The organism is Clostridium transplantifaecale (assembly GCF_900626075.1).
GTDB lineage: Bacteria > Bacillota > Clostridia > Lachnospirales > Lachnospiraceae > Otoolea > Otoolea transplantifaecalis.
The window spans coordinates 96,405-116,861 of sequence record NZ_UYZY01000002.1 but is presented as its reverse complement, the minus strand read 5'-3'; the positions used below and the strand labels follow the sequence as shown (position 1 = coordinate 116,861).

Here is a 20,457-nt window from a genome sequence, read left to right as displayed (position 1 = left end):
ACATTCATGGAAAGGCTCTATTCTTTTGCTCGTTTTTATGCCTCGTCGGAACGGGTATAAAGTAAGCGTCAAATAACATAGTGTATTTCTTTTCCTGCCATAATCCGTGATAATTACTCTTAGAGTTTTTAGGGTCTACTCTTAAAAATCTAAAACACGGAGGTATATCATGGAAGAATTATCAGCAAAGACACAAATCAATATCCAGAAATGGCTGGAAGTCATTCACCGATGCCGCGACAGTGGGCTTTCTAACCAGCAGTGGTGTGAAGAGAATGGCATTTCTTTGAAAAGCTACTATTACTGGCTCGCAAAGATCAGAAAGTTGGCGATTGAGAACCTTCCGCATAAGCGAAATGCAGGATCTGTTTCCACGGAAGCACCGGAGACTGCAGTGTTTGCATCGATTCCGGTTATCAGCCATTGCCCTTCCAATCCCGCATCTGTTATCATCCGTTCCGGCAGTGCAGTGATTGAGATCGCTGTGAATACGCCAGACTCCCTGATTCAGTCCGTCATTCTGGCTGCATCCAGATGTTAGGGGATCTTTCACGGGCAGAAACGATTTATCTTGCCTGTGGTTATACCGATATGAGGAAATCCATCGATGGCCTTGCAGCCATCGTCCAGCAGAACTTCCGGCTGAATCCGTTCTCCAACAGCCTCTTTCTCTTCTGCGGTCATAAACGTAATCGTATGAAGGCTCTGTTTTGGGAGGGAGACGGTTTCGTCCTACTGTACAAGCGTCTGGAAAATGGGAACTTCCAATGGCCAAGGACCCCGGCGGATGTACGCCGGATATCCGCTCAAGAGTTGCGCTGGCTGCTGGAAGGACTGTCCATTGACCAGCCAAAGGCGGTAAAGAAGCTGCATCCGAAATCTATCCTTTAAAGTGGCTGAAAAGCTTGTAAATACTGGATTCTCAGCCACTTTTATGCTATACTAAATACAGTTAGAATACGAAAATGAACCGATTTCCATGGACGACGGAACACCAATCTCAGCATTAGAAACCCGCATTACAGAGCTAGAAAAAGAAAATCTTCTCCTCCAGGAAAAGGTAGCTTTCCTGACCCGCAAGCTTTATGGCAGGTCAACCGAGCAGACATCCTCCCTTGATATCGAGGGACAGATGTCTCTTTTTGATGAAGCGGAAACGGAGGCCGATTCGAAAGCTGCTGAACCGGATATGAAGGATGTCGCTTCCTATCGGCGCAAAAGGTTCCCAGGTCAGAAAGAAGAACTGCTCAAAGACATCCCTCATGAAAAGAAACTCTGCACACTTGCAGAAGAAGACCGTTTCTGCCAGACCTGCGGTTCGCCGCTTGTTTCGGTGGGGGAGGAATTCGTCCGGACGGAAATCGAGCTCATCCCTGCCAAGGTACGTGTTATTGACTATTACCGTGAAACATTCGAATGCAGGGAGTGTCGTAAGAACGGGAAAGCATATATGGAGAAATCCCCCATGCCCTGTCCGGTCATCCAGCACTCTTATGCGTCCCCTTCCACGGTTGCCTGGGTCATCCATCAGAAGTATGAGCTGGCCGTACCGCTGTACCGTCAGGAAAACGAATGGAACGATCTTGGTGTGGCCTTAAGCCGGGCAACCATGTCCAACTGGATTCTTGCCAGTTACCGGGACTGGCTGTCTCCGATTGTCGGACTGTTACGGAAAAGACTTCTGGAACAGGGATATCTGCACATCGACGAGACGCCGTTACAGGTGCTGGGGGAAGACGGAAGGAAGAACACCACGGATTCCTATATGTGGGTATACTGCTCCATAAAAGAAAGCAGCCATCCCGCCAGGCTGTTTGATTATAAGCCGGGACGCAGCGGAACTTTCCCCCAGAAGTTTCTGGAAGGTTACCACGGATACATCCACACAGATGCTTATAAAGGCTATGAAAAAGTATCTGGGATTACAAGATGTTTCTGTTGGACACACCTTCGCAGATACTTTGTGGATGCCCTTCCAAAAGAAACGGAAAGCCGGGAAACAACCATACCGGCACAGGCCATCAGCTACATCAATCAGCTGTTTGAGATTGAGAAAAAACTGGAAGTCCTGTCTCCCCAAGGCAGGAAGGAACAGCGTCTGATACAAGAAATGCCTGTATTAGATGCCTTTTGGTCGTGGGCTGAAGATGCATCTGCCGGAATCCTTCCAAAATCCAAACTTGGAGAGGCATTTACCTATGCCTTCAACCAGAGAAAGGGGTTGATGAATTATCTGCTGGACGGGAACTGCGCTGTCTCAAACAATCTTGCCGAGAACTGCATCCGTCCCTTTACGATAGGACGTAAGAACTGGCTGTTTTCTGGAAGCCCCAAAGGAGCAGAGGCCAGTGCAGGTATCTATACGCTGGTGGAAACGGCAAAAGTCAATGGCCTAAACCCCAGAAAATATATTCAGTATATTTTGAGTGATATCCCCGGAACAGCATTCCAGCAGTATCCGGAATTTCTGGAAGACTATATGCCATGGGAACCTGTCATACAGAAAATATGTAGATAACCGCCAACCTTGAGAAGATCAGAAGGCTGGCGATTTTTCTATACACTCTGTTATTTGACGGTTACGGTATAAAGTGTGTTGCCGGATTGATAAGATAGACAAATCATCGGGGGCATTGAAACAGAATGTTCAATAAAAACAGGAAATAGTCAATGGATAATTTTTGGTATCAAAATACCAAAAATTATTGACGGATTAATTATATAGTAATATACTGTAGTTAGAAAGTAAAATAAGTTTTTCAGAGGTGTAAGATTGAAAATGGGAAGTAGAGGGTATCCATTACCTTAAGCACACGACAAATAAGCCATCTGTTGGTGGCTGCTTTAAAAATTGAATATTGAGAAGTTAAGGTTATGCAGTTGCTGACTTGATTTTATAACCCTGATTTCTTGCGATAAGGATCGCCTGCTCTACCGTGATCTCACGATCATCTGGAGGCAGATCGGATTTCCTGTAAAGTTCTGCATTATAGTTTTCTCCGTTTCTCAACATGTGGTATAATGCGGTAAGAAGCATTCTTGCTATGGCAATGATTGCTTTTTTGTGGCCGCGACGCTTTTTGATACGGAGATAGCGGTTACGTATTTCAGGATGCTTTGAGCTTTTCACAACAGCGTTTGCGCACTGTACTAAAAGCGGTTTGATATAGCATCCGGCTTTGGAAACCCGGACAGATTTTTTCTTCCCTGCACTTTCATTGTTGGCTGGAGTAAGTCCAGCCCATGAGCATAAGTGTTTCGCCGAAGGAAAAGCCTCCATATTGGTACCGATTTCGGAAATGATACCGATGGCAGTGAACTCACTGCGGATACCAGGAGCGGTTTGGAGAATGGAAAGTTCCTGCTGATAGGGAGCGGCGAGCGCAAGAATGAGTTCTTCAAGCTCTGCTTTCCGGGATTCAAGGCTTTCGTAATGGGCTTTAATTATCTTGAGTTTCCCCGCCTGTTCCGGTGTGATATAGCCGTCAATGGCATCACGCAGTTCGGGAAGTTTCTTTTTCAAACTTTTGAAAACAAGGGGTTCAAGGTCAAAGGAAGTATCTTCAGAGTTTTCTAAAATCTTATCCAGTATTGCCTGAGCAGATTTGCCGAAGGTGTCCGAAACAACGTTTCCCAACTGGATATTGGAAACTGTGAGACAGTTCTGCAAACGATGCTTTTCGCTTGATTTGAAGCAGGTCAGTTTGAAACGGTAACGCATAAGGTCACGGAGCTGGCGTATGTCAGCAGGAGGCATAAAGCTACCGGCAACAAGGTCATGCTTAAACAGGTCAGCAATCCATTTGGCATCTTTCTTGTCAGTTTTCTTTCCACGAATAGCCTTAACATATTTAGGATGAGCAAGGACAATGGAACAATCCTTTTCAAGGATGTTATAGATAGGAATCCAGTATTTACCGGTAGATTCCATACAGACATCCTTGCAATTCCGGTCGAGCAGCCAGTGTAACAAATTTTTCAGACCTTTCGTGAAGGTAGAAAAACGGTGGCGCTCGTAAGAGGTAACGCCCTGCTTGTCAGTAGAGGCAATGCAGGCTACAACAAAAGTCTTGTGGACATCAATACCACAACAGATTTTGTACACGATTTTTAAAGCCATAGGGACTCCTTTCAGAACCGAAGTGGTTCGCTAAAGATTATAGGGAGAGACAGCATTGACTGACTGTCTAAGCCATAAACGAAGTTGTTTAAACAGAGATAAGATTTCGTGCTTGGTGTCACACTTGATTTGTGCCTGAAAAGACAGTCTACACATATAACAATACGGTCATCCGGCAAGCCGGACAGCCCACTCACCTCCCTGTGATTTGTAGTATACCGAGTTCCCTACAATAACAAGTATAAAGAAAAAATACGCCAGGAACAAACATTTTCATTACGTTTTGTGCCTGAGCGAAGCGAAAGGAATGGATATAACAATGAAAAATGATAAGAAAAGAATAGATGTGTTGTATTCCTTCTTTAATGCAATCAGAGGAAATAACTCTCCAAATGAATATCAAAGCACACTAGCTGTGCTTAAGAAGTTATTAGACATTCATTCAGAAATGTCAGATGAAGTAAGTGATAACGATTTATATGAAATCATGCGAGATGTAGCGGATTCTTTTGGTGTTGCAAATCCGTTTTCCGATAGAAATCGATTTATTGATATCTATAGAACGTTACGGGGGTTTGAAGAAGTTACATGGACGGATATCATTGAATACGGTGACAGTAGAGCAAAATTTAGAGTTCCGGAAGCATTGATTGATGAAATGGAAAAAAACTTTATTGATGGCTTTCAGGAAGTGCTAATTCCAGAAGCAGAAAAGTTTTCGCCTTATTTAGAACGTTTAATTATGACGCATTATGATTCGCATTTTACATTAACGTCTATGGACACCTTCTATTATAAGGTTCTTACAGAAATGTTTCTTGGCAATGATATGGTTGATGTAATTCAGACCAGTATATATGAATACGAATTTTCATCACGAAAATTCGACTTAATATTGTCGGTGCCGGTGTTTGGTGTAAGAGATAAGGCTGAGGAAAATTCAACATTTATTTGCAGAGAATATGACTTAATCGCAGTTGAAAACTTGGCGCTTCATCTGAATAGTGAAGGTATTTTGTCGATTATATTACCTGCAAGAATTACCTTTGGTGGCGGAGATGTTAAGGAACTTCGAGAATTTTTACAGTCTATGTACTGTATAAAGGAAATTGCTGATCTTCCATCAGGGATATTTGAAAACACAGGTGTAAAAATATATTTGCTAACTATTACGACAGGAAGAACCGACGAAGTTATTATAAAACGTTATATAGCGGATACGGAGAATCCGCGCAAGAATGGACTGAATAAATTAATTGTACAGGACGATACATTCGTGTTAGAGGATGAACTTACTGATATGGGTGACTGGAATATTGATAGAATATTTGAGTCACAAGATGAAGATTGGCTTAAATTTCAGGAGTCCGGAGTTAAAAAACAGGAACTTGGAACGGTAGCTTCTATCTTTAGGGGAAAAGCAGTGAATAAAAAAGATCCGAATGGAAACATTGGAGTGGTGAATATTTCAAACATCGGAGAATACGAAATAGATTATTCGGGGCTGGACCATTTAGAGGAAGAAGAACGCAAGATTACGAACTATTTGTTAAAGACTGGTGATTTACTTATTCCAGCAAGAGGAACCGTAATAAGAGTGGCGATCTTTGAGGAACAACCATATCCATGTATTGCTTCATCAAATGTGATTGTTGTCAGAGCGATAGATGATAGCTTATCTACAACATTTTTAAAGTTGTTCTTTGATAGCCCATTGGGCAGAAAAATGCTTATTACAAGACAACAAGGAACAACGGTAATGAATATCAGCTATAAAGAGTTAAACAATATAGAGATTCCGTTACCTTCAATAGAAGAACAAGAGTCTATTGCAGATGAATATTTAAAAGAACTTGAAATTTACAAGAAATCTATACAGGAAGCAGATAAGAGGTGGTACTCTACACTGTCAAGACTTCAAGGTAGAATTTAGGAGGACATAAATGCTGGGAGCAATTATTGGAGATATTGTAGGGTCTCGTTTTAAGCGGAATAATCATAGGAATAAGGAGTTTGATTTCCTCACATATAAATGCACTACAACGGATGATAGTGTCATGAGCTTGGCAGTTGCTCAGGCAATTATGAAAAGTAAAATAGATTATAGCGATCTTTCAAAAAATGCAATCGAGTGTATGCAGGCGGTAGGAAGAGATTATCCAAATTGTGGTTATGATGAAAGTTTCCGTGACTGGATTTTTTCTGACGAGCCAAAGCCATATAACAGCTATGGGAATGATTCGGCAATGAGGGTAAGTGCGGTAGGATTTGCTGCAAAATGTTTAGAAGAAACTAAGTTTCTTTCAAGGTCGGTTACGGAAGTGAGTCATAATCATCCCGAAGGAATAAAAGGTGCTGAGGCTACAGCAGTTGCAATTTTTATGGCAAAGTCAGGCAGCAATATTTTAGAAATACGAGATTATATCGATAAGAATTATTATCCGATGGAGTTTACATTGAATGATATTAGAGAGTCATATGAATTTAATGAGACTTGCCAGGATACGGTACCGCAGGCATTAACTGCTTTCTTTGAATCTACTGGATTTGAAGATGCAATAAGAAATGCCATATCGATTGGCGGTGATAGTGATACAGTTGCAGCAATCTGCGGAGGAGTTGCTGAAGCATATTATGGTATTCCTACAGATATCAGAAAATATGCATTAACATTTTTAGATAAGAGCTTAATACAGTTATTGATTTTATTTGAAAATAAATATCCACCTATGATGGAAAAGAAACGTAAAGACATGAGCGTTAGTGTGAAACGTTCAGCAAATAATATGGTTAGGACAGGAGGCAGAGAAACGATGATACAATCGGCGGTTAAAGTTGCTGATTTGGAATTAAAAGAGTCTGAATCTGAAATTGAAGAAACAAAGAAAAAGCAATTGTTTGCTCATTTATATGAAGCGTGTAATATTTTGAGGGGCCCAATTAACCAGGATGAGTTTAAAGATTATGTGACTCCTATTTTATTCTTAAAAAGAGTAAGTGATGTTTACGATGAAGAAACACAAAAAGCTCTTGATGAATCGGGGGGAGATGAAGAGTATGCTTCTTTCGATGAAAATCATAGCTTTGTAATTCCAAAAGAGTGCCATTGGATTGATATCAGAAATGCCGGCAAAGATGTTGGTAAAATGATTGTCAAAGCGATGAATGGCATTGAAAGAGCTAATCCTGAAACACTTAGCGGCGTGTTCTCAAGTTTTGATGATGTTACATGGACGGATAAAACAAAACTTACGGATGAGCGTTTAAAAAATTTAATTGAACATATGTCAAAATTGAAGGTTGGTAATAAAAATTATAACGCTGATGTAATGGGCGATGCATATGAATACCTCATCAAGAAGTTTGCTGATCTTTCAAAGAAGAATGCCGGTGAATATTACACGCCAAGAACGATTGTAAAACTTATGGTTATGCTGATGGATCCTAAACCTGGTGATACGGTTTATGATCCGGCCTGTGGAACCGGTGGTATGTTGATCGAGGCTATCAGGCATATAGATGACAGACAGATGACTTACGGGAGAATTTATGGGCAGGAAAACAATCTGTCCACATCGGCCATTGCAAGAATGAACCTGTTTCTGCATGGAGCAAGCGATTTTAAAATTGCACAAGGTGATACACTTAGAAATCCGAAATTTATCGAACATAATCAGCTAAAACAATTTAACTGTGTTCTTGCAAATCCACCTTTTGGCCAGGAAAAATGGGGAGCATCCGGATTTGAAAGTGATAAGTATGGCCGCAATATATGGGGCTGCCCTTCGGATTCCAATGCAGACTATGCCTGGTTACAGCATATGGTTAAATCTATGAAACCAATGGAAGGAAAAGCAGCAGTTGTTTTACCTCAGGGTGTATTATTCCATAGCGGCAAAGAAGGCGATATCCGCGAACAATTAATTAAGAGCGACATGATTGAAGCAGTTGTTGCTCTCGCTGGTGGAGTATTTTATGGAACAGGAGTATCAGCGTGTATTATTTTCCTAAATAATCATAAGAAATCAGAACACAGAGGTAAGGTATGTCTGATTGATGCTACGAATATTTATACTCCAAAACGTGCACAAAACGTGATGGAAGACAAAGATATTCAAGCGGTGTTTGAATTATATCAGGCATATGAGGATAAGGCTGAAAAATGTAAAATTGCTACAATTAAAGATTTAGATGCAGCGGGAAACACACTGGCTGTCAATACTTACATCGAAAAGAAAAAGCAAGAGGCAGTACCTCCTGAACTTATTAGAATGGAGTATATAAATGCGGTAGAAAATGTGAAAAAGGCCGAGGCACGTATGAAAGCTTATTTGATTGCAGGAGGATTCATTGATGAAAAATAAGATAACTTTAGATGAATTAGAAAAGTATCTTTGGGGATCGGCAGTTTTACTTCGTACTCACGTTGATGCGGGGGCCTACAAACAATATATTTTTCCTTTGTTATTCTTTAAACGTTTGAGTGATGTTTATGATGAGGAATGTGCAAAGATTAAAGCAGAATATGGGGAAGAAGCGCTTGACTGGGAAGAAAATCATCAGTTCCAAATTCCGGATGGCGCTCATTGGAGTGATGTCCGCAATACTTCTCAAGATGTTGGTAAAGCAATTATTGAAGCTTTTCATAAGATTGAAGCTGCAAATCCTGAAAAATTACAAGGAATTTTCGGAGATGCTTCCTGGACCAATAAAAACCGTTTACCAGATAGACTGTTGAAAGATATGTTGGAGCATTTCAGCACAAAGACATTATCAATTGAAAACTGTCCGGCAGATGAGCTGGGTCAGGGATATGAGTATCTAATCAAACAGTTTGCAGATGATAGTGGACATACTGCCCAGGAATTCTATACGAATCGTACCGTTGTAAATTTAATGACAGAAATACTTAAACCTCAAACAGGAGAATCAATCTATGACCCGACCTGCGGTAGTGCAGGTATGCTGATTTCAGCAGTGGCGTACTTGAAGGAGCAGAAGAAAGAGTGGAGAAATCTTTCTATTTATGGCCAGGAAATAGTGACACTCACATCCGCTATTGCGCGAATGAATTTATTACTGCATGGTGTTCAGGATTTTGAGATCGTAAATGCTGACACGCTCAAAACACCTGCATTTACAGAACATTCTAAATTAAAACGGTTTGATCTGATACTCGCAAATCCTCCGTACTCAATCAGTCAATGGGATCGTACCGCTTTTGAGTCAGATAAGTATGGACGTAATTTTTTAGGAACGCCGCCACAGGGACGTGCTGATTATGCTTTTTTTCAACATATTATTAAGAGTCTTAATGAAGAGACAGGCAGATGTGCAATTCTTTTTCCTCATGGAGTTTTATTCAGAAACGAAGAAAAAAATATGCGTGAAAAGTTAATTAGAAAAGACATTGTTGAATGTGTTATAGGTTTAGGACCTAACTTATTTTATAACTCTCCAATGGAGGCTTGCATTATAATTTGCAGGACAAAGAAAGAGAATAACAGAAAAGGCCAGGTATTATTTATTAATGCACTGAATGAAGTTACCAGAAAGAATGCTCAAAGCTATCTGGAATCAAAGCATATCAAGAGAATCGCTGATGCATATGAGAAATATGAATCAGATAATGATATTGCTATCAAGGTGACGATTAAGGATATCGAGAAAAATGACTTTTCTCTTAGTATTCCACTATACATACAGACTACAAAAGAATTTGAAGCAGATGATAGAACGGTCCAGGAATGTTACAGAGATTGGGAAGCCTCGGCTAATCGAGCAATTAAGTACCATAATATGATTAGTGAAATGTTAGGAGGTGCCAAGGATGATAAGTGTTAAATTGGGCGATGTAGCTGTGGAAGTTAAATCATCAAACAAGGGTGATAAATCCGGATGTAAGATAGTAGGATTAGAACATTTAACTCCGATGGAGGTAACTCTTAGTGAATGGAGTGATGATACGAATAATACTTTTACGAAAGAATTTTCAAAAGGCGATGTGCTATTTGGCAGAAGACGTGCGTATCTTAAAAAAGCTGCAGTAGCCCCATTTGATGGTATTTGCTCTGGAGATATTACTGTCATAAGAGCAATCGAGAATAAAGTTGCTCCTGATTTACTTCCATTTATTATTCAAAATGATTTTCTCTTTGAATATGCAGTTGGAAAGTCTGCCGGTTCTCTTTCACCTCGTGTAAAGTGGGAGCATTTGAAAAAATTTGAGTTTTACCTGCCTGATATGAAGGAGCAAAAAGCGTTAGCTGAAACGTTATGGTCTATTAACGAGACGAAACAGGCTTATATTCATTTAATTAAACAGACAGATGACCTAGTTAAGTCGCAATTTGTCGAAATGTTTGGGGATAATGATTTCGTTATGAAATCTTTATCGGAGGAATGTGCTTTAATAACAAAAGGAACTACGCCTACGACGCTTGGATATAACTTTACTGATGAGGGAGTGAATTTTGTTAAGATTGAAAATATATCATTGGACGGTCATTTTATAAAAGATGGAATGATGTATATTGGCGAAGATTGTAATGAAACCATGAAACGTTCACAGCTAAAAATTGGAGATGTTCTATTTTCAATAGCGGGTGCTATAGGGCGTTGTGTGTTGGTTACAGAGGATATCTTACCCGCTAACACCAATCAGGCACTTTCAATTATTAGACTTAAAAATAATGCAAAAATAAGCAAAGAATTTCTAATGGCGGCACTTCAATCTGGTTATATTGAAAACCAGTATATGTTGTTAAAAAGAGGAGTAGCTCAGCTTAATTTATCATTAAAGGATGTTGGAAATTTCAAAATTCCAATTCCTTCGAGAGAACAGCAGGAAGTATATGTTGATTTTGCAAGACAGACTGACAAATCAAAATTCGCCCTACAAGACGCCATTAACAATTTAGATGCACTAAGTAAGAAGATTATTGCAGAAAATTTAATTGCCGCAGGAAAGGAGTAAGATAATATGTCACTGTTTAATGAAGATAATACGGTTGAACAATTATTTCTTGAAACTTTAAAGAAAAACGGATGGAAGTATATTCCGGCCGAACAACTTCCACGTGATTTGACCGATGTAATGGTTGAATCAATGGTAAAAGATGCATTAATCAGATTGAATCCAGAGATAGCAGAAGAGCCATCAAGAGCAGATGAGGTTATTTATAAGCTGAGAACATTACTCCAACCGTTTCCAGCTGACAACTTAGTTGCTCAAAATGAAGCGTTTAAGAAAAAATTGTTTGAAGAAAACTCATATCCATTTGGAAAAGACGGTAAATCAACACCTATTACATTCTTTGGAACTATTACCAGGGAAGAATTGTCTAAAAATGAATACGTTGTAACGAATCAATGGGTATACCCATCAGTTGAAAATGGAAAGAGATTTGATATTGTTCTTTTGGTTAATGGTTTTCCGGTAGCAATTGGTGAACTCAAGACTCCGGTTCGTAATGCTATTTCATGGCTTGATGGAGCCCAGGATATTTCTGACTACGAAAAATCCGTGCCGGAGATGTTTGTTCCAAATGTGTTTAATTTCGCATCAGAAGGTAAGTGCTATCGATATGGAACGGTAAATATGCCATTGACTAAGTGGGGCCCTTGGCATACACACGACCATAAAACAGAGGGAAGCCTGGCAGATGTGAAGAACAGCGCAGCAGATATGATTACCCCTGAAAAAGTAATGGATATAATGCAATTTTTCACATTATTTTCTACAGATAAAAAGCATCGTAAGATTAAGATTATATGCAGGTATCAACAGTATGAAGCTGCCAATCTTTTGATTGAGCGTGTAAAGAGCGGATATCCAAAACAGGGTCTTATCTGGCATTTCCAAGGCTCTGGCAAGTCCTTACTCATGGTCTTTGTTGCACAGAAACTCCGAATGACACCTGAATTGCAAAATCCAACAGTTGTAATTGTGGATGATAGGATTGACCTTGAAACGCAGATAACGGGAGACTTTAACGCAGCAGATATTCCTAATTTGCAGTCTCTTGTATCTAAAGAAGACTTAATGAACTTCTTTGAACAGGATATGCGTAAGATTGCTATTACAACTATTTATCGTTTCGGTGATGTGGAAAAAGCGTTAAATCTCCGTGATAATATTATATTGCTGGTTGATGAAGCCCACCGTACTCAAGAAGGAGACTTGGGAGAAAAAATGCGCCTTGCATTACCCAATGCGTTCTTTTTCGGATTAACGGGTACACCTATCAACAGACTTGATAAGAATACGTTTAAGACATTTGGTGCCGTTGAAGACAAGAGCGGTTACATGAGCAAGTATTCTTTCTCAGATTCTATCCGCGATAAGGCTACTTTACCACTTAATTTTGAACCGGTACCAATTGATTTACACGTTAATAAAGAGGCGCTTAATCAGGAATTTGAAGAAATGACAGATGGTCTTTCAGATGAGGATAAGGGAGAGATTTCAAAGAACGTTACAATGAAAGCGATTATGTATGATCGCAAACGTATTAAAAAAGTTGTGGAGCATATTGTAAATCATTATAAAACTAAAATTGAACCAAATGGCTATAAAGCGCAGATCGTTGTATACGACAGAGAGTGCTGTCTGATGTATAAAGAAGAACTTGATAAGCTTGTATCTCCAGACGCATCCACAATTGTTATGACAACAGGAGATGATAAAGCTGGTAAATATAAAAAATACAAGAGAAACAGAGACGAGGAAGCTAAGGTCTTGGAGCATTTCAAAGAACAAGATGACCCGCTCAAGTTTGTAATTGTAACAAATAAACTTCTTACCGGATTTGACGCGCCAATTCTTCAAGTTATGTATTTGGACAAGCCTATGAAAGACCACAACCTCCTTCAGGCAATATGTCGTGTAAATCGTACCTATGATGTGGGGAAGACAAGCGGTTTAATTGTTGATTATATAGGCGTTTTTGATAATGTTGCTAAGGCGCTGAATTTTGATGAAGCGGGAATGAAAAAAGTTGTTACTAATATTGAAGAGGTTAAAAAGCAGGTTCCGGCATTAATGCGTAAATGCTTGAGTTATTTTATGGGGGTGGACCGTACTGTTGAAGGCTGGGAAGGATTACTGGCAGCACAGGAATGTTTGCCAAACAATAAAATAAAGGATGAGTTTGCCGCAGATTATAGAGTGTTAAATCGTGCATGGAATGCTTTATCACCGGATCCATTTCTTGAAACATTCAAGTACGATTATGTATGGTTAAGCAAGCTGTATGAATCAGTAAAACCTACGGATAACAGGGGTGCACTTTTATGGGCGGCACTGGGCGCAAAAACACTGGAACTTGTCCACAATTACATCGAGGTTGGGGCTGTTCATGAGGATGTAGATATTCTTACTCTTGATGCTGCCTTGATTGACGAGTTTATTCAAAAGCAAAAGGATATTAAGAAGACAACGATGAAAGTAGAAATTGACCTTGTAGCGAGAATTCAAAAACATAGCCATGATCCAAAATTTAAGAAGCTTGGTGAAAAGCTGGAGGAACTACGTGACCGCCATGAACAAGGTTTAATAACCAGCATTGAATTCCTTAAATTGTTGTTGGAACTTGCGAAAGAAGCTGCAAAAGCGGAAAAAGAAGTAGTGCCAGAGGAAGAAATTGATAGGGGGAAAGCTGCTCTTACAGAACTCTTTAACGGACTTAAGAATGATAAAACACCAGTAATAGTAGAGAGAATTGTTGCGGACATTGATGATATTGTTAAAATCGTGAGATTTGACGGCTGGCAAAAAACTACTACTGGAAAAAATGAAGTAAAGAAGGCACTTCGTAGCGTCATCTGGATTAAATATAAAATAAAAGATAAGGAGATGTTTGATAAAGCTTATAGCTACATTGAACAGTACTATTAAAAATTAACTGTCAGGTAGCGTGAGCATATCACGCTGCCTGTCAAGCCTTACATTTGACTGTGTTGGTGCCGGGTGAGGGTTGATACTAAAAATAATTGGGGAAGTAAATGCTTATGAAAATAAGATATATCATTGTTATGTTGAGACAGCTGGAAAACCGGCTGGATAAAAGGCTGGGGGATGAAGAAAAAAGGAACCTGATTTTGAGTTTACTGGTTCTTCGTCAGGTCAATATCGTATTAGAACAGGAAAACCATTATCAGGAAGACGATTTATACATACCTTCTGAATTGAGATGGGAGTTTCTAAAAAATATGCCGGATACAGAGCTGAAGCGAGGCCTGTATCGAGCCTTGCAATTAGTGCAAGATAATAGCGAAATTTACGGAAATTTAGTATTTCCGGAGAGCGTACAGGGGAATGTTGAAGAGCCGGAACTTCGACTGTTACTTGATGGATTCAGTATGATCACAGGAAATGGTGAGGCTCAGGGAACGTGTGGAATGGCTGAGGTTTTTGAGTATATATGCTCGTACTTGCCACCTGAAAGAAGCGAAACGACAGGGGCATTCTATACGCCGCTTCAGGTGTCTGAGTTGATGATACAATTTCTTCAGCCAACAGGTGGACGTGTCTACGATCCGTGCTGTGGATCTGGTGCCTTGCTGCTTAAGTCGGCAGAATATATATCAAAGCATGATGGGAGTTTTCAATTATATGGGCACGAAGCGGATTCCGCGGCGTGGCGAATCACCTGTATGAAGGCAGCATTGAGGGGAATTACAGTTCATTCAGGCGAAGACATAGGTGATACGTTCAAGGCCGATTTTGTATTGGGAAATCCTCCTTTTGGAACTCACAGCTGGGAACAGCAGCTAGATCCATATGATCCAAAGTGGAAATACGGGATGCCGCCTTTAAAGAGAGGTGAGTTCGCCTGGCTGCAGCTTATGTTGTATCATTTGAGGGAGAGCGGGAAGATGGCCATTGTATTGAGCAATGGCGTATTAGATAGCAGTAATAATGCTGAACGCAGAATTAGGGCCGGTATTATCAAAGATGATATTCTGGAGGCAATTGTAACACTACCGGCAGGATTATTTTACTGCACTAAAATATCAGTCTCATATTGGATAATAAATAAGAGTAAAAATCTCGATTGCAGAAATAAAATTCTGTTGATTGATGCCAGAAATTTAGGCGTGACAGTTGATAAGACTACAATATTGCCGGAAACCGAGATGCAGAGAATCTGCCAGGCATACGAATTCTACCAACAGGGGCGTAGCGAAGACCAGCAGGGATTTAGCAGAATTGTTAAAGCAGATGAGATTGAGACAGAGGATTATTCCCTGGCTCCTGAACAATATATTGTTTCCGCGCCGTCAAAGTTACCGGATATTGAGAATTTGGAAGCTCAAGAGGAGAGGCTGGAAGCGAAACTGAAACAGCTGATGGATGAAAATAGAGAAAATTTTTTACATATACTGAAACGATTATGAGGATAAAGGATGACAAGTACACGGAAGGAACAAAATTGGATATATGAGCAGATAGACTTCCTGTTGGAAAATTTAGGGTCAGCTGAACCGGGAGATTTTCTCTGTGATGTTTCATTGCTTTTATACGGTATGAATGAAGAGGATATTGACAGTACCCTATTGTTGTCTGCGAACAAGTATGAATGGCAAACAGGCATGGGAAAATTGTGCAGTAAAAATCATTGGCTGTGCAGGCAACAATTCACGTTTGGCCGGGCGCTGGCGGTTATGGATGAAAAAAGGGTGAGCTATCTGAGTGATTTTTTGAAAAATCTCATCTCAGATAAAACATATTTATATGAGAATTCTTCAGAAGCATTTTGTTATCTTCTGCAGACCATGTTTTCTCAACAATATATAAAGGATTTTATTACCCCATCAACGCTCTGTTCACTGATGGCCTGCATGATAGCGCCTCAACAGGGGGAGGTCATTCTGGAACCGGTATGCGGCAGCGGCAGATTGCTGGTGGCAGCGGCTAAGTATAATAGTGATTGTGTCCTAACAGGGATCGATGTGAATGCAAGAATGATAGTGCTCACTTTTTTTAATATGTATTTTAATGGAAAAATTCCGGCAAGGCTTTACCACATGAACTTCCTGGAGGATCTCAATGAATATAATCGTTGTGACGCAGTGCTTGCAAATCCGCCCTATGGGGATGACATTCACATGACCATTGATTTTGTGAATAAGATTATGGAGATGCTGAAAATGGGCGGACGCTGCGGCATATTGGTGCCCGAAGGTTTTTTGACCAGCACAGTTAGAGAAGTTATTGAGATGAGAATGCGGTTGTTGGAAGTATACACGCTGGAAGGGATTGTGGCTTTGCCAAGGAAGATCTATAAGCCATACACGGAGAGCAATTCATCTCTTATTTTGTTGAGAAAACAATCGGCAACACCTGATTATACTGTATTTTTGAGCCGTCTGCCCGAGTGGGCCGGAGGGAATAACGAGTTTTCTGACCAGGTGTACAAACAGGATATGGGCCGGATTGCAGATGCATGGCGGCATTACAAGGAAAAGGATCATGGCTATTGGAGACTTTACGAAGATGATATCGCCTGGAGTGTTTCCGCGGAAGAAATCCGGCACAACGATTATATATTTGCCGCAGATTCCTACACAAAGCCCGAATTTTTGCTTCCGGAAACACAGCTGGAAGAACTGCGAGACAAGGTATTTGATGGGTATGAAAAACTGGAGCGAGCGATTGGTAATTATTTTGATGAGGATTTTGAATCATGGCTGTGAACGTAAAACTATTTAAGTTGGAACAAGTAGCAAAAATTTATTCAGGTACAAACTCAAAAAACGGTAAGACCGTATTTGGCGAGGGCGGGTGTCCGTGGGTGAGGGTGGAGGATTTGAACGGGACTTATGTGCAGACAACTACACGCAGCCTGACACGAGAGGGAATGGAGGCAATGAGAATTTCCCCGCCTCAAACGGTATTTTTCTCAGGTACAGGTACGATTGGAAAAGTGGGTATCTCGGATAAGCCCATGGCTCCAAGCAACAATATTATTGCTGTAGAGTTTGATACGCAGAAAGTGCTGCCTCTTTATGGTATGTACTGCCTTGCCGCCATGCAGAATGAGTTCAAGGCTGAGTCAAGAGGTTCTGTCTATGATTCCTTGCGTCTTACTGTCTTCCGCAAGTTTAAAATTCCAGTACCTGATATGAGATTCCAGAAAATGGTGGCTGGAAAATTAGAAGCTTTGCATCAGTCGGAAACGCAGCAGAAATGTTTGGAGGAAGCGTTAAAGGGTGCCGTTTGCTCCATATTTGATAAATATTTTCATGAGGAAGTTAATCGTGTTGTATATGATAATAAGTTTACATATCTAAAAGATTGCACTGAAATACTTTTAAATGGCGCATCAAAGAGAATGCAGACTGGTGATGTGGGTGAGACTGTCTGCTATATCGCAACCGCGCAGTTGGATAATTGGGAGATACAATATAATCAGGCGCCACATGAGAAGGTAGAATTAGAACAGGTCGGGCGCTCAACGTTACACACCGGTGATATTGTAATGAATCGGATTAACAGCGTAGAGCGGCTGGGGAGATGCGGAATTGTTGCATCAGAGCCGGAGCAGATATCGGTGTTTGGACAAAATACGGTTAGAATACGGGCGGATGAAGAAAGAATTGATCCTTTTTTCCTTTTTACCTGGATGATACATCCTTATGTAAAACAGTATGTCCAGCAGAACTCTAAGAATTCAACATCTTTTCAGAGTTCTTTGAATAAACGGGTATTGACAGAGCTGCCGGTTCCGGAAGTAAATCTGACACGTCAGCGGGAATTTGCAGAGGAGTTGAGGGGATACTTTGTATACATCAAAACAGCGAGGCAGATTAATGAAACGTTAAAAGAACTGCGGCAAATATGGTATGATAAGATACGATTTTTGTTGCAGACAGGCATGGAAGAGTCTGAGTTTTTGAACAATTCTTCTCAGTATGAGAAAGAAAATTATTGGATTACGCCGTCAGGCGTTGAGTGCTTTTATGATTCAGAGCTGAGATGCATTCAGGTTCCGGGGGGAGAGAAAAGAACGCTTAGTCTATCGCAGCTTCCGATGGAGGTAGAGATACAATTTTTAGAAGATGTGAGAAATGCATCCGATCCGGCTTATGGTTCTTTGGATCATATCAGGCTTAACAGGATCGGAATTGATTCCGTGCAGGTTATCAGAATGAAACCAGTGGACTATGGGTCTGGCAGGGATGAGTCTGGGGATAATGTGGAACAGCAGCTGGAGAAGGATGGAATTCTCAGTGACCAGCAGGACTTTGGCTACATACGGGAACGAAGGGAAGTGCCATTTTATTCTGCTGAAATGGTAGAACAGTTCATGAAAAGGCAGCCACAACAACACGAGACAGTATATTCAAGATTTTTAAAACTTCCGGCTGCCGCCCGTGCTTATATAAGTCGGTTATCTGCATTTCAGCAGGTTGTTTACGAAGAGTTTCTTTTGGCAATTCAACCGTTAGCAGCCCATGTGGTAAGTAAGCAGGTGACATTCCGGGCAGGAAAACACAGATTTGCCGGATACGGCATTCAGGATGTAATTGCCGCCATACAGCTATTGGAGAACGCCGGATTGCTGGAAAAGAGACAGGGGCTTTATTTGGACTATTATGAGGATTATAAACAGGGGGAGGAGCGCCGGATTATTCTGGATCACAGAATGCGTCCGATAGCTATGGATACGTGGATTTGTGCAGAAGTAAGAGGGAAGATGGTATGCGATTGATAAAAGTGAGCATAGACGGATATAAACATTTAAAAGGTACCTGTGTCAACTTTAATGAGGAGTCTCACGGGGTCATGTTTACTGGAGATATTCCCATTCGTTTTTTTGTTGGTTTAAATGGGTCCGGCAAGTCTGTATTTCTGGAGGGGATTTGTCTTCTGTTTTCACGAATTGTCCAGGATGAAGTGCCGGGTTTTCAGTTTAACCTCATATACAAAATTCAGAGAGACAAGGAATATCGGGTGGAGGTCTCAACTGGAACAGGAGGTGAAAAGCTGGACATAAAGGTGTTTGCTGAAGAGAAAAACGAGCCGGACTTATTGCATTCATTTGAAAAACACCGCTATTTGCTGCCGGATTATGTTTTTACCTGTGCATCCGGTAGCAATAATAACTTTTTTGATATTGTAGTGCACTCACCGATGACCTCCCTGTATAGCGATCTGTACGATATGAGCTTATTGGGGAGAAGCAGGAAAAGCAGGAAAGAGCGCGAAAGGGCTATTGGTAAACTCCTCCTGTCTTTAAAACTCCTGGAAGAGAACCCTATCTGCGTTTTTATTGATGAAAAGAGCTCGGTGTTTGTGCTGGCGGCTTTTTTTGCCATACTTCCCAAGGCGGCAGGTGACACTGAGATCAAAAGTTATATTGAGTGCAGGAGAAAGATATTATCGATGCTGGACAGTGGTCCAGCGCCGATGAGCTTATCCTTTGTTCTGGATGAAAAACGGGTGAAGGAAATGGGGCAGGAAGTAGCGCAATATGGGGCGGTGTTTGATATGCTGATTGCTGACAGTGATGGAGAAGATGGTACAGACGGCACTTGGGATACAGTCCGGTTATATCAGGATGAAGCCGCGGATGTGGAAAATGCACATGGGGACAGGGTCATTACGTTCCTCTTTGATCATTTACTTGAGGGAGACACTGCCTCCTTTTATATCGATAAACTGTCCAAAGCCTACGAAAGTCCCATGGAATTTCTGTCAAAACTGATTCTCGCGTATAATAAGGGACTAATCAGGAGTGTGCACATAGGATTTAAAATTAATAGTACAGAAGATGTGGTAGAGGAAAATGCTCTCAGTGAGGGGGAGTTTATGCTGCTTGTCAGGCTGGGCCTTTTGGCTTTAGGAAGATATAAGGACGGCAGTAATCAATGCCTATATTTGATGGATGAACCAGATGTTTATCTAAATGAACACTGGGACATTGATTTTGTGTCTATGATTCATCAAATATATGAGAGTACCGGGGCACTGCACGAAATTGTAATAGCCACTCATTCATCTCTGATGCTGACGGATGCGTTCCCTGAACAGCTGTACTATTTTCAGCAGAGGGAGGGGCAGGTGATATGCCGTAATATTCAGGCATCTACCTTTGGCGGCAGCAGAAACGAGATAATGGAGGCATTGTTTTTAACCGGGCATTCGGTGGGAAGTTATTCAAACGCAAAAATAGAGCAAATACTGGATCAAGTGAATGATGTGCAGGAGCTGGAAACCTGTTTAAAATATATTGGTTCCGGCTATCTAAGAATGCGTTTGCTGGATAAAATTCAGATTTTGAGAAGAGAGAAGGGATAAGCTGTGTTTTTACCTGTAAAGCAGGCTGAAT

The 20,457-nt window shown here is 40.8% G+C and carries 13 protein-coding genes; 12 read left to right on the top strand and 1 reads right to left on the bottom strand.

The genetic code is table 11. The features are described from left to right. The first annotated feature begins 169 nt into the window (after positions 1-169). The 3 genes from tnpA to tnpC all read left to right on the top strand — a co-directional run bounded on the left by tnpA (position 170) and on the right by tnpC (position 2,518). The gene (gene tnpA, locus EJL91_RS06205; protein ID WP_125140623.1) at positions 170-541 is read left to right on the top strand and encodes an IS66 family insertion sequence element accessory protein TnpA; all 372 of its coding nucleotides are present in this window, start codon (positions 170-172) and stop codon (positions 539-541) included. Continuing rightward, a complete protein-coding gene (tnpB, locus tag EJL91_RS06200; protein WP_125141120.1) occupies positions 535-891 on the top strand; it encodes an IS66 family insertion sequence element accessory protein TnpB in 357 nt (118 codons plus the stop codon). Before tnpA ends, tnpB begins: the two co-directional genes overlap by 7 nt. A gap of 88 nt (positions 892-979) precedes the next feature. After that, entirely contained in the window at positions 980-2,518 is a 1,539-nt protein-coding gene (tnpC, locus tag EJL91_RS06195) for an IS66 family transposase (protein ID WP_125141119.1), read from the top strand. 354 nt (positions 2,519-2,872) lie between these two features. Here the strand turns inward: tnpC and EJL91_RS06190 are convergent, their stop codons facing one another. Then, positions 2,873-4,120, bottom strand: a complete 1,248-nt coding sequence (locus EJL91_RS06190; protein ID WP_125141118.1) for an IS110 family RNA-guided transposase — start codon at positions 4,118-4,120, stop codon at positions 2,873-2,875. Positions 4,121-4,439: 319 nt separating this feature from the next. Here EJL91_RS06190 and EJL91_RS06180 point away from each other — a divergent pair, with 319 nt between their 5' ends. From EJL91_RS06180 to EJL91_RS06140, 9 genes are all read left to right on the top strand, one after another. Further along, the gene (locus tag EJL91_RS06180; RefSeq protein WP_125141117.1) at positions 4,440-6,053 is read left to right on the top strand and encodes a restriction endonuclease subunit S; all 1,614 of its coding nucleotides are present in this window, start codon (positions 4,440-4,442) and stop codon (positions 6,051-6,053) included. Between the two features lie 10 nt (positions 6,054-6,063). Then, positions 6,064-8,484, top strand: a complete 2,421-nt coding sequence (locus EJL91_RS06175; protein WP_125141116.1) for an N-6 DNA methylase — start codon at positions 6,064-6,066, stop codon at positions 8,482-8,484. Next, positions 8,474-9,964 carry a type I restriction-modification system subunit M gene (locus EJL91_RS06170; protein ID WP_125141115.1) on the top strand — a complete coding sequence of 497 codons (1,491 nt, stop codon included), beginning with the start codon at positions 8,474-8,476 and terminating at the stop codon, positions 9,962-9,964. Before EJL91_RS06175 ends, EJL91_RS06170 begins: the two co-directional genes overlap by 11 nt. Further along, positions 9,951-11,096 (top strand): restriction endonuclease subunit S, encoded by a 1,146-nt coding sequence (locus EJL91_RS06165; protein ID WP_125141114.1) that lies wholly within the window; start codon positions 9,951-9,953, stop codon positions 11,094-11,096. The genes EJL91_RS06170 and EJL91_RS06165 overlap by 14 nt, the downstream gene beginning before the upstream one ends. Positions 11,097-11,102: 6 nt before the next feature. Then, positions 11,103-14,018, top strand: a complete 2,916-nt coding sequence (locus EJL91_RS06160; RefSeq protein WP_206429471.1) for a type I restriction endonuclease subunit R — start codon at positions 11,103-11,105, stop codon at positions 14,016-14,018. A 113-nt stretch (positions 14,019-14,131) separates the two neighbouring features. Next, complete coding sequence (locus tag EJL91_RS06155; protein WP_164516764.1) at positions 14,132-15,520, top strand: N-6 DNA methylase; 1,389 nt, start codon at positions 14,132-14,134, stop codon at positions 15,518-15,520. 267 nt (positions 15,521-15,787) lie between these two features. Further along, complete coding sequence (locus EJL91_RS06150; protein WP_164516763.1) at positions 15,788-16,819, top strand: HsdM family class I SAM-dependent methyltransferase; 1,032 nt, start codon at positions 15,788-15,790, stop codon at positions 16,817-16,819. Next, positions 16,810-18,837, top strand: a complete 2,028-nt coding sequence (locus EJL91_RS06145) for a restriction endonuclease subunit S (RefSeq protein WP_125141111.1) — start codon at positions 16,810-16,812, stop codon at positions 18,835-18,837. Before EJL91_RS06150 ends, EJL91_RS06145 begins: the two co-directional genes overlap by 10 nt. Continuing rightward, positions 18,828-20,426: a hypothetical protein gene (locus EJL91_RS06140; protein ID WP_125141110.1), complete on the top strand. Its 1,599-nt coding sequence runs from the start codon at positions 18,828-18,830 to the stop codon at positions 20,424-20,426. Before EJL91_RS06145 ends, EJL91_RS06140 begins: the two co-directional genes overlap by 10 nt. Positions 20,427-20,457 lie beyond the last annotated feature (31 nt).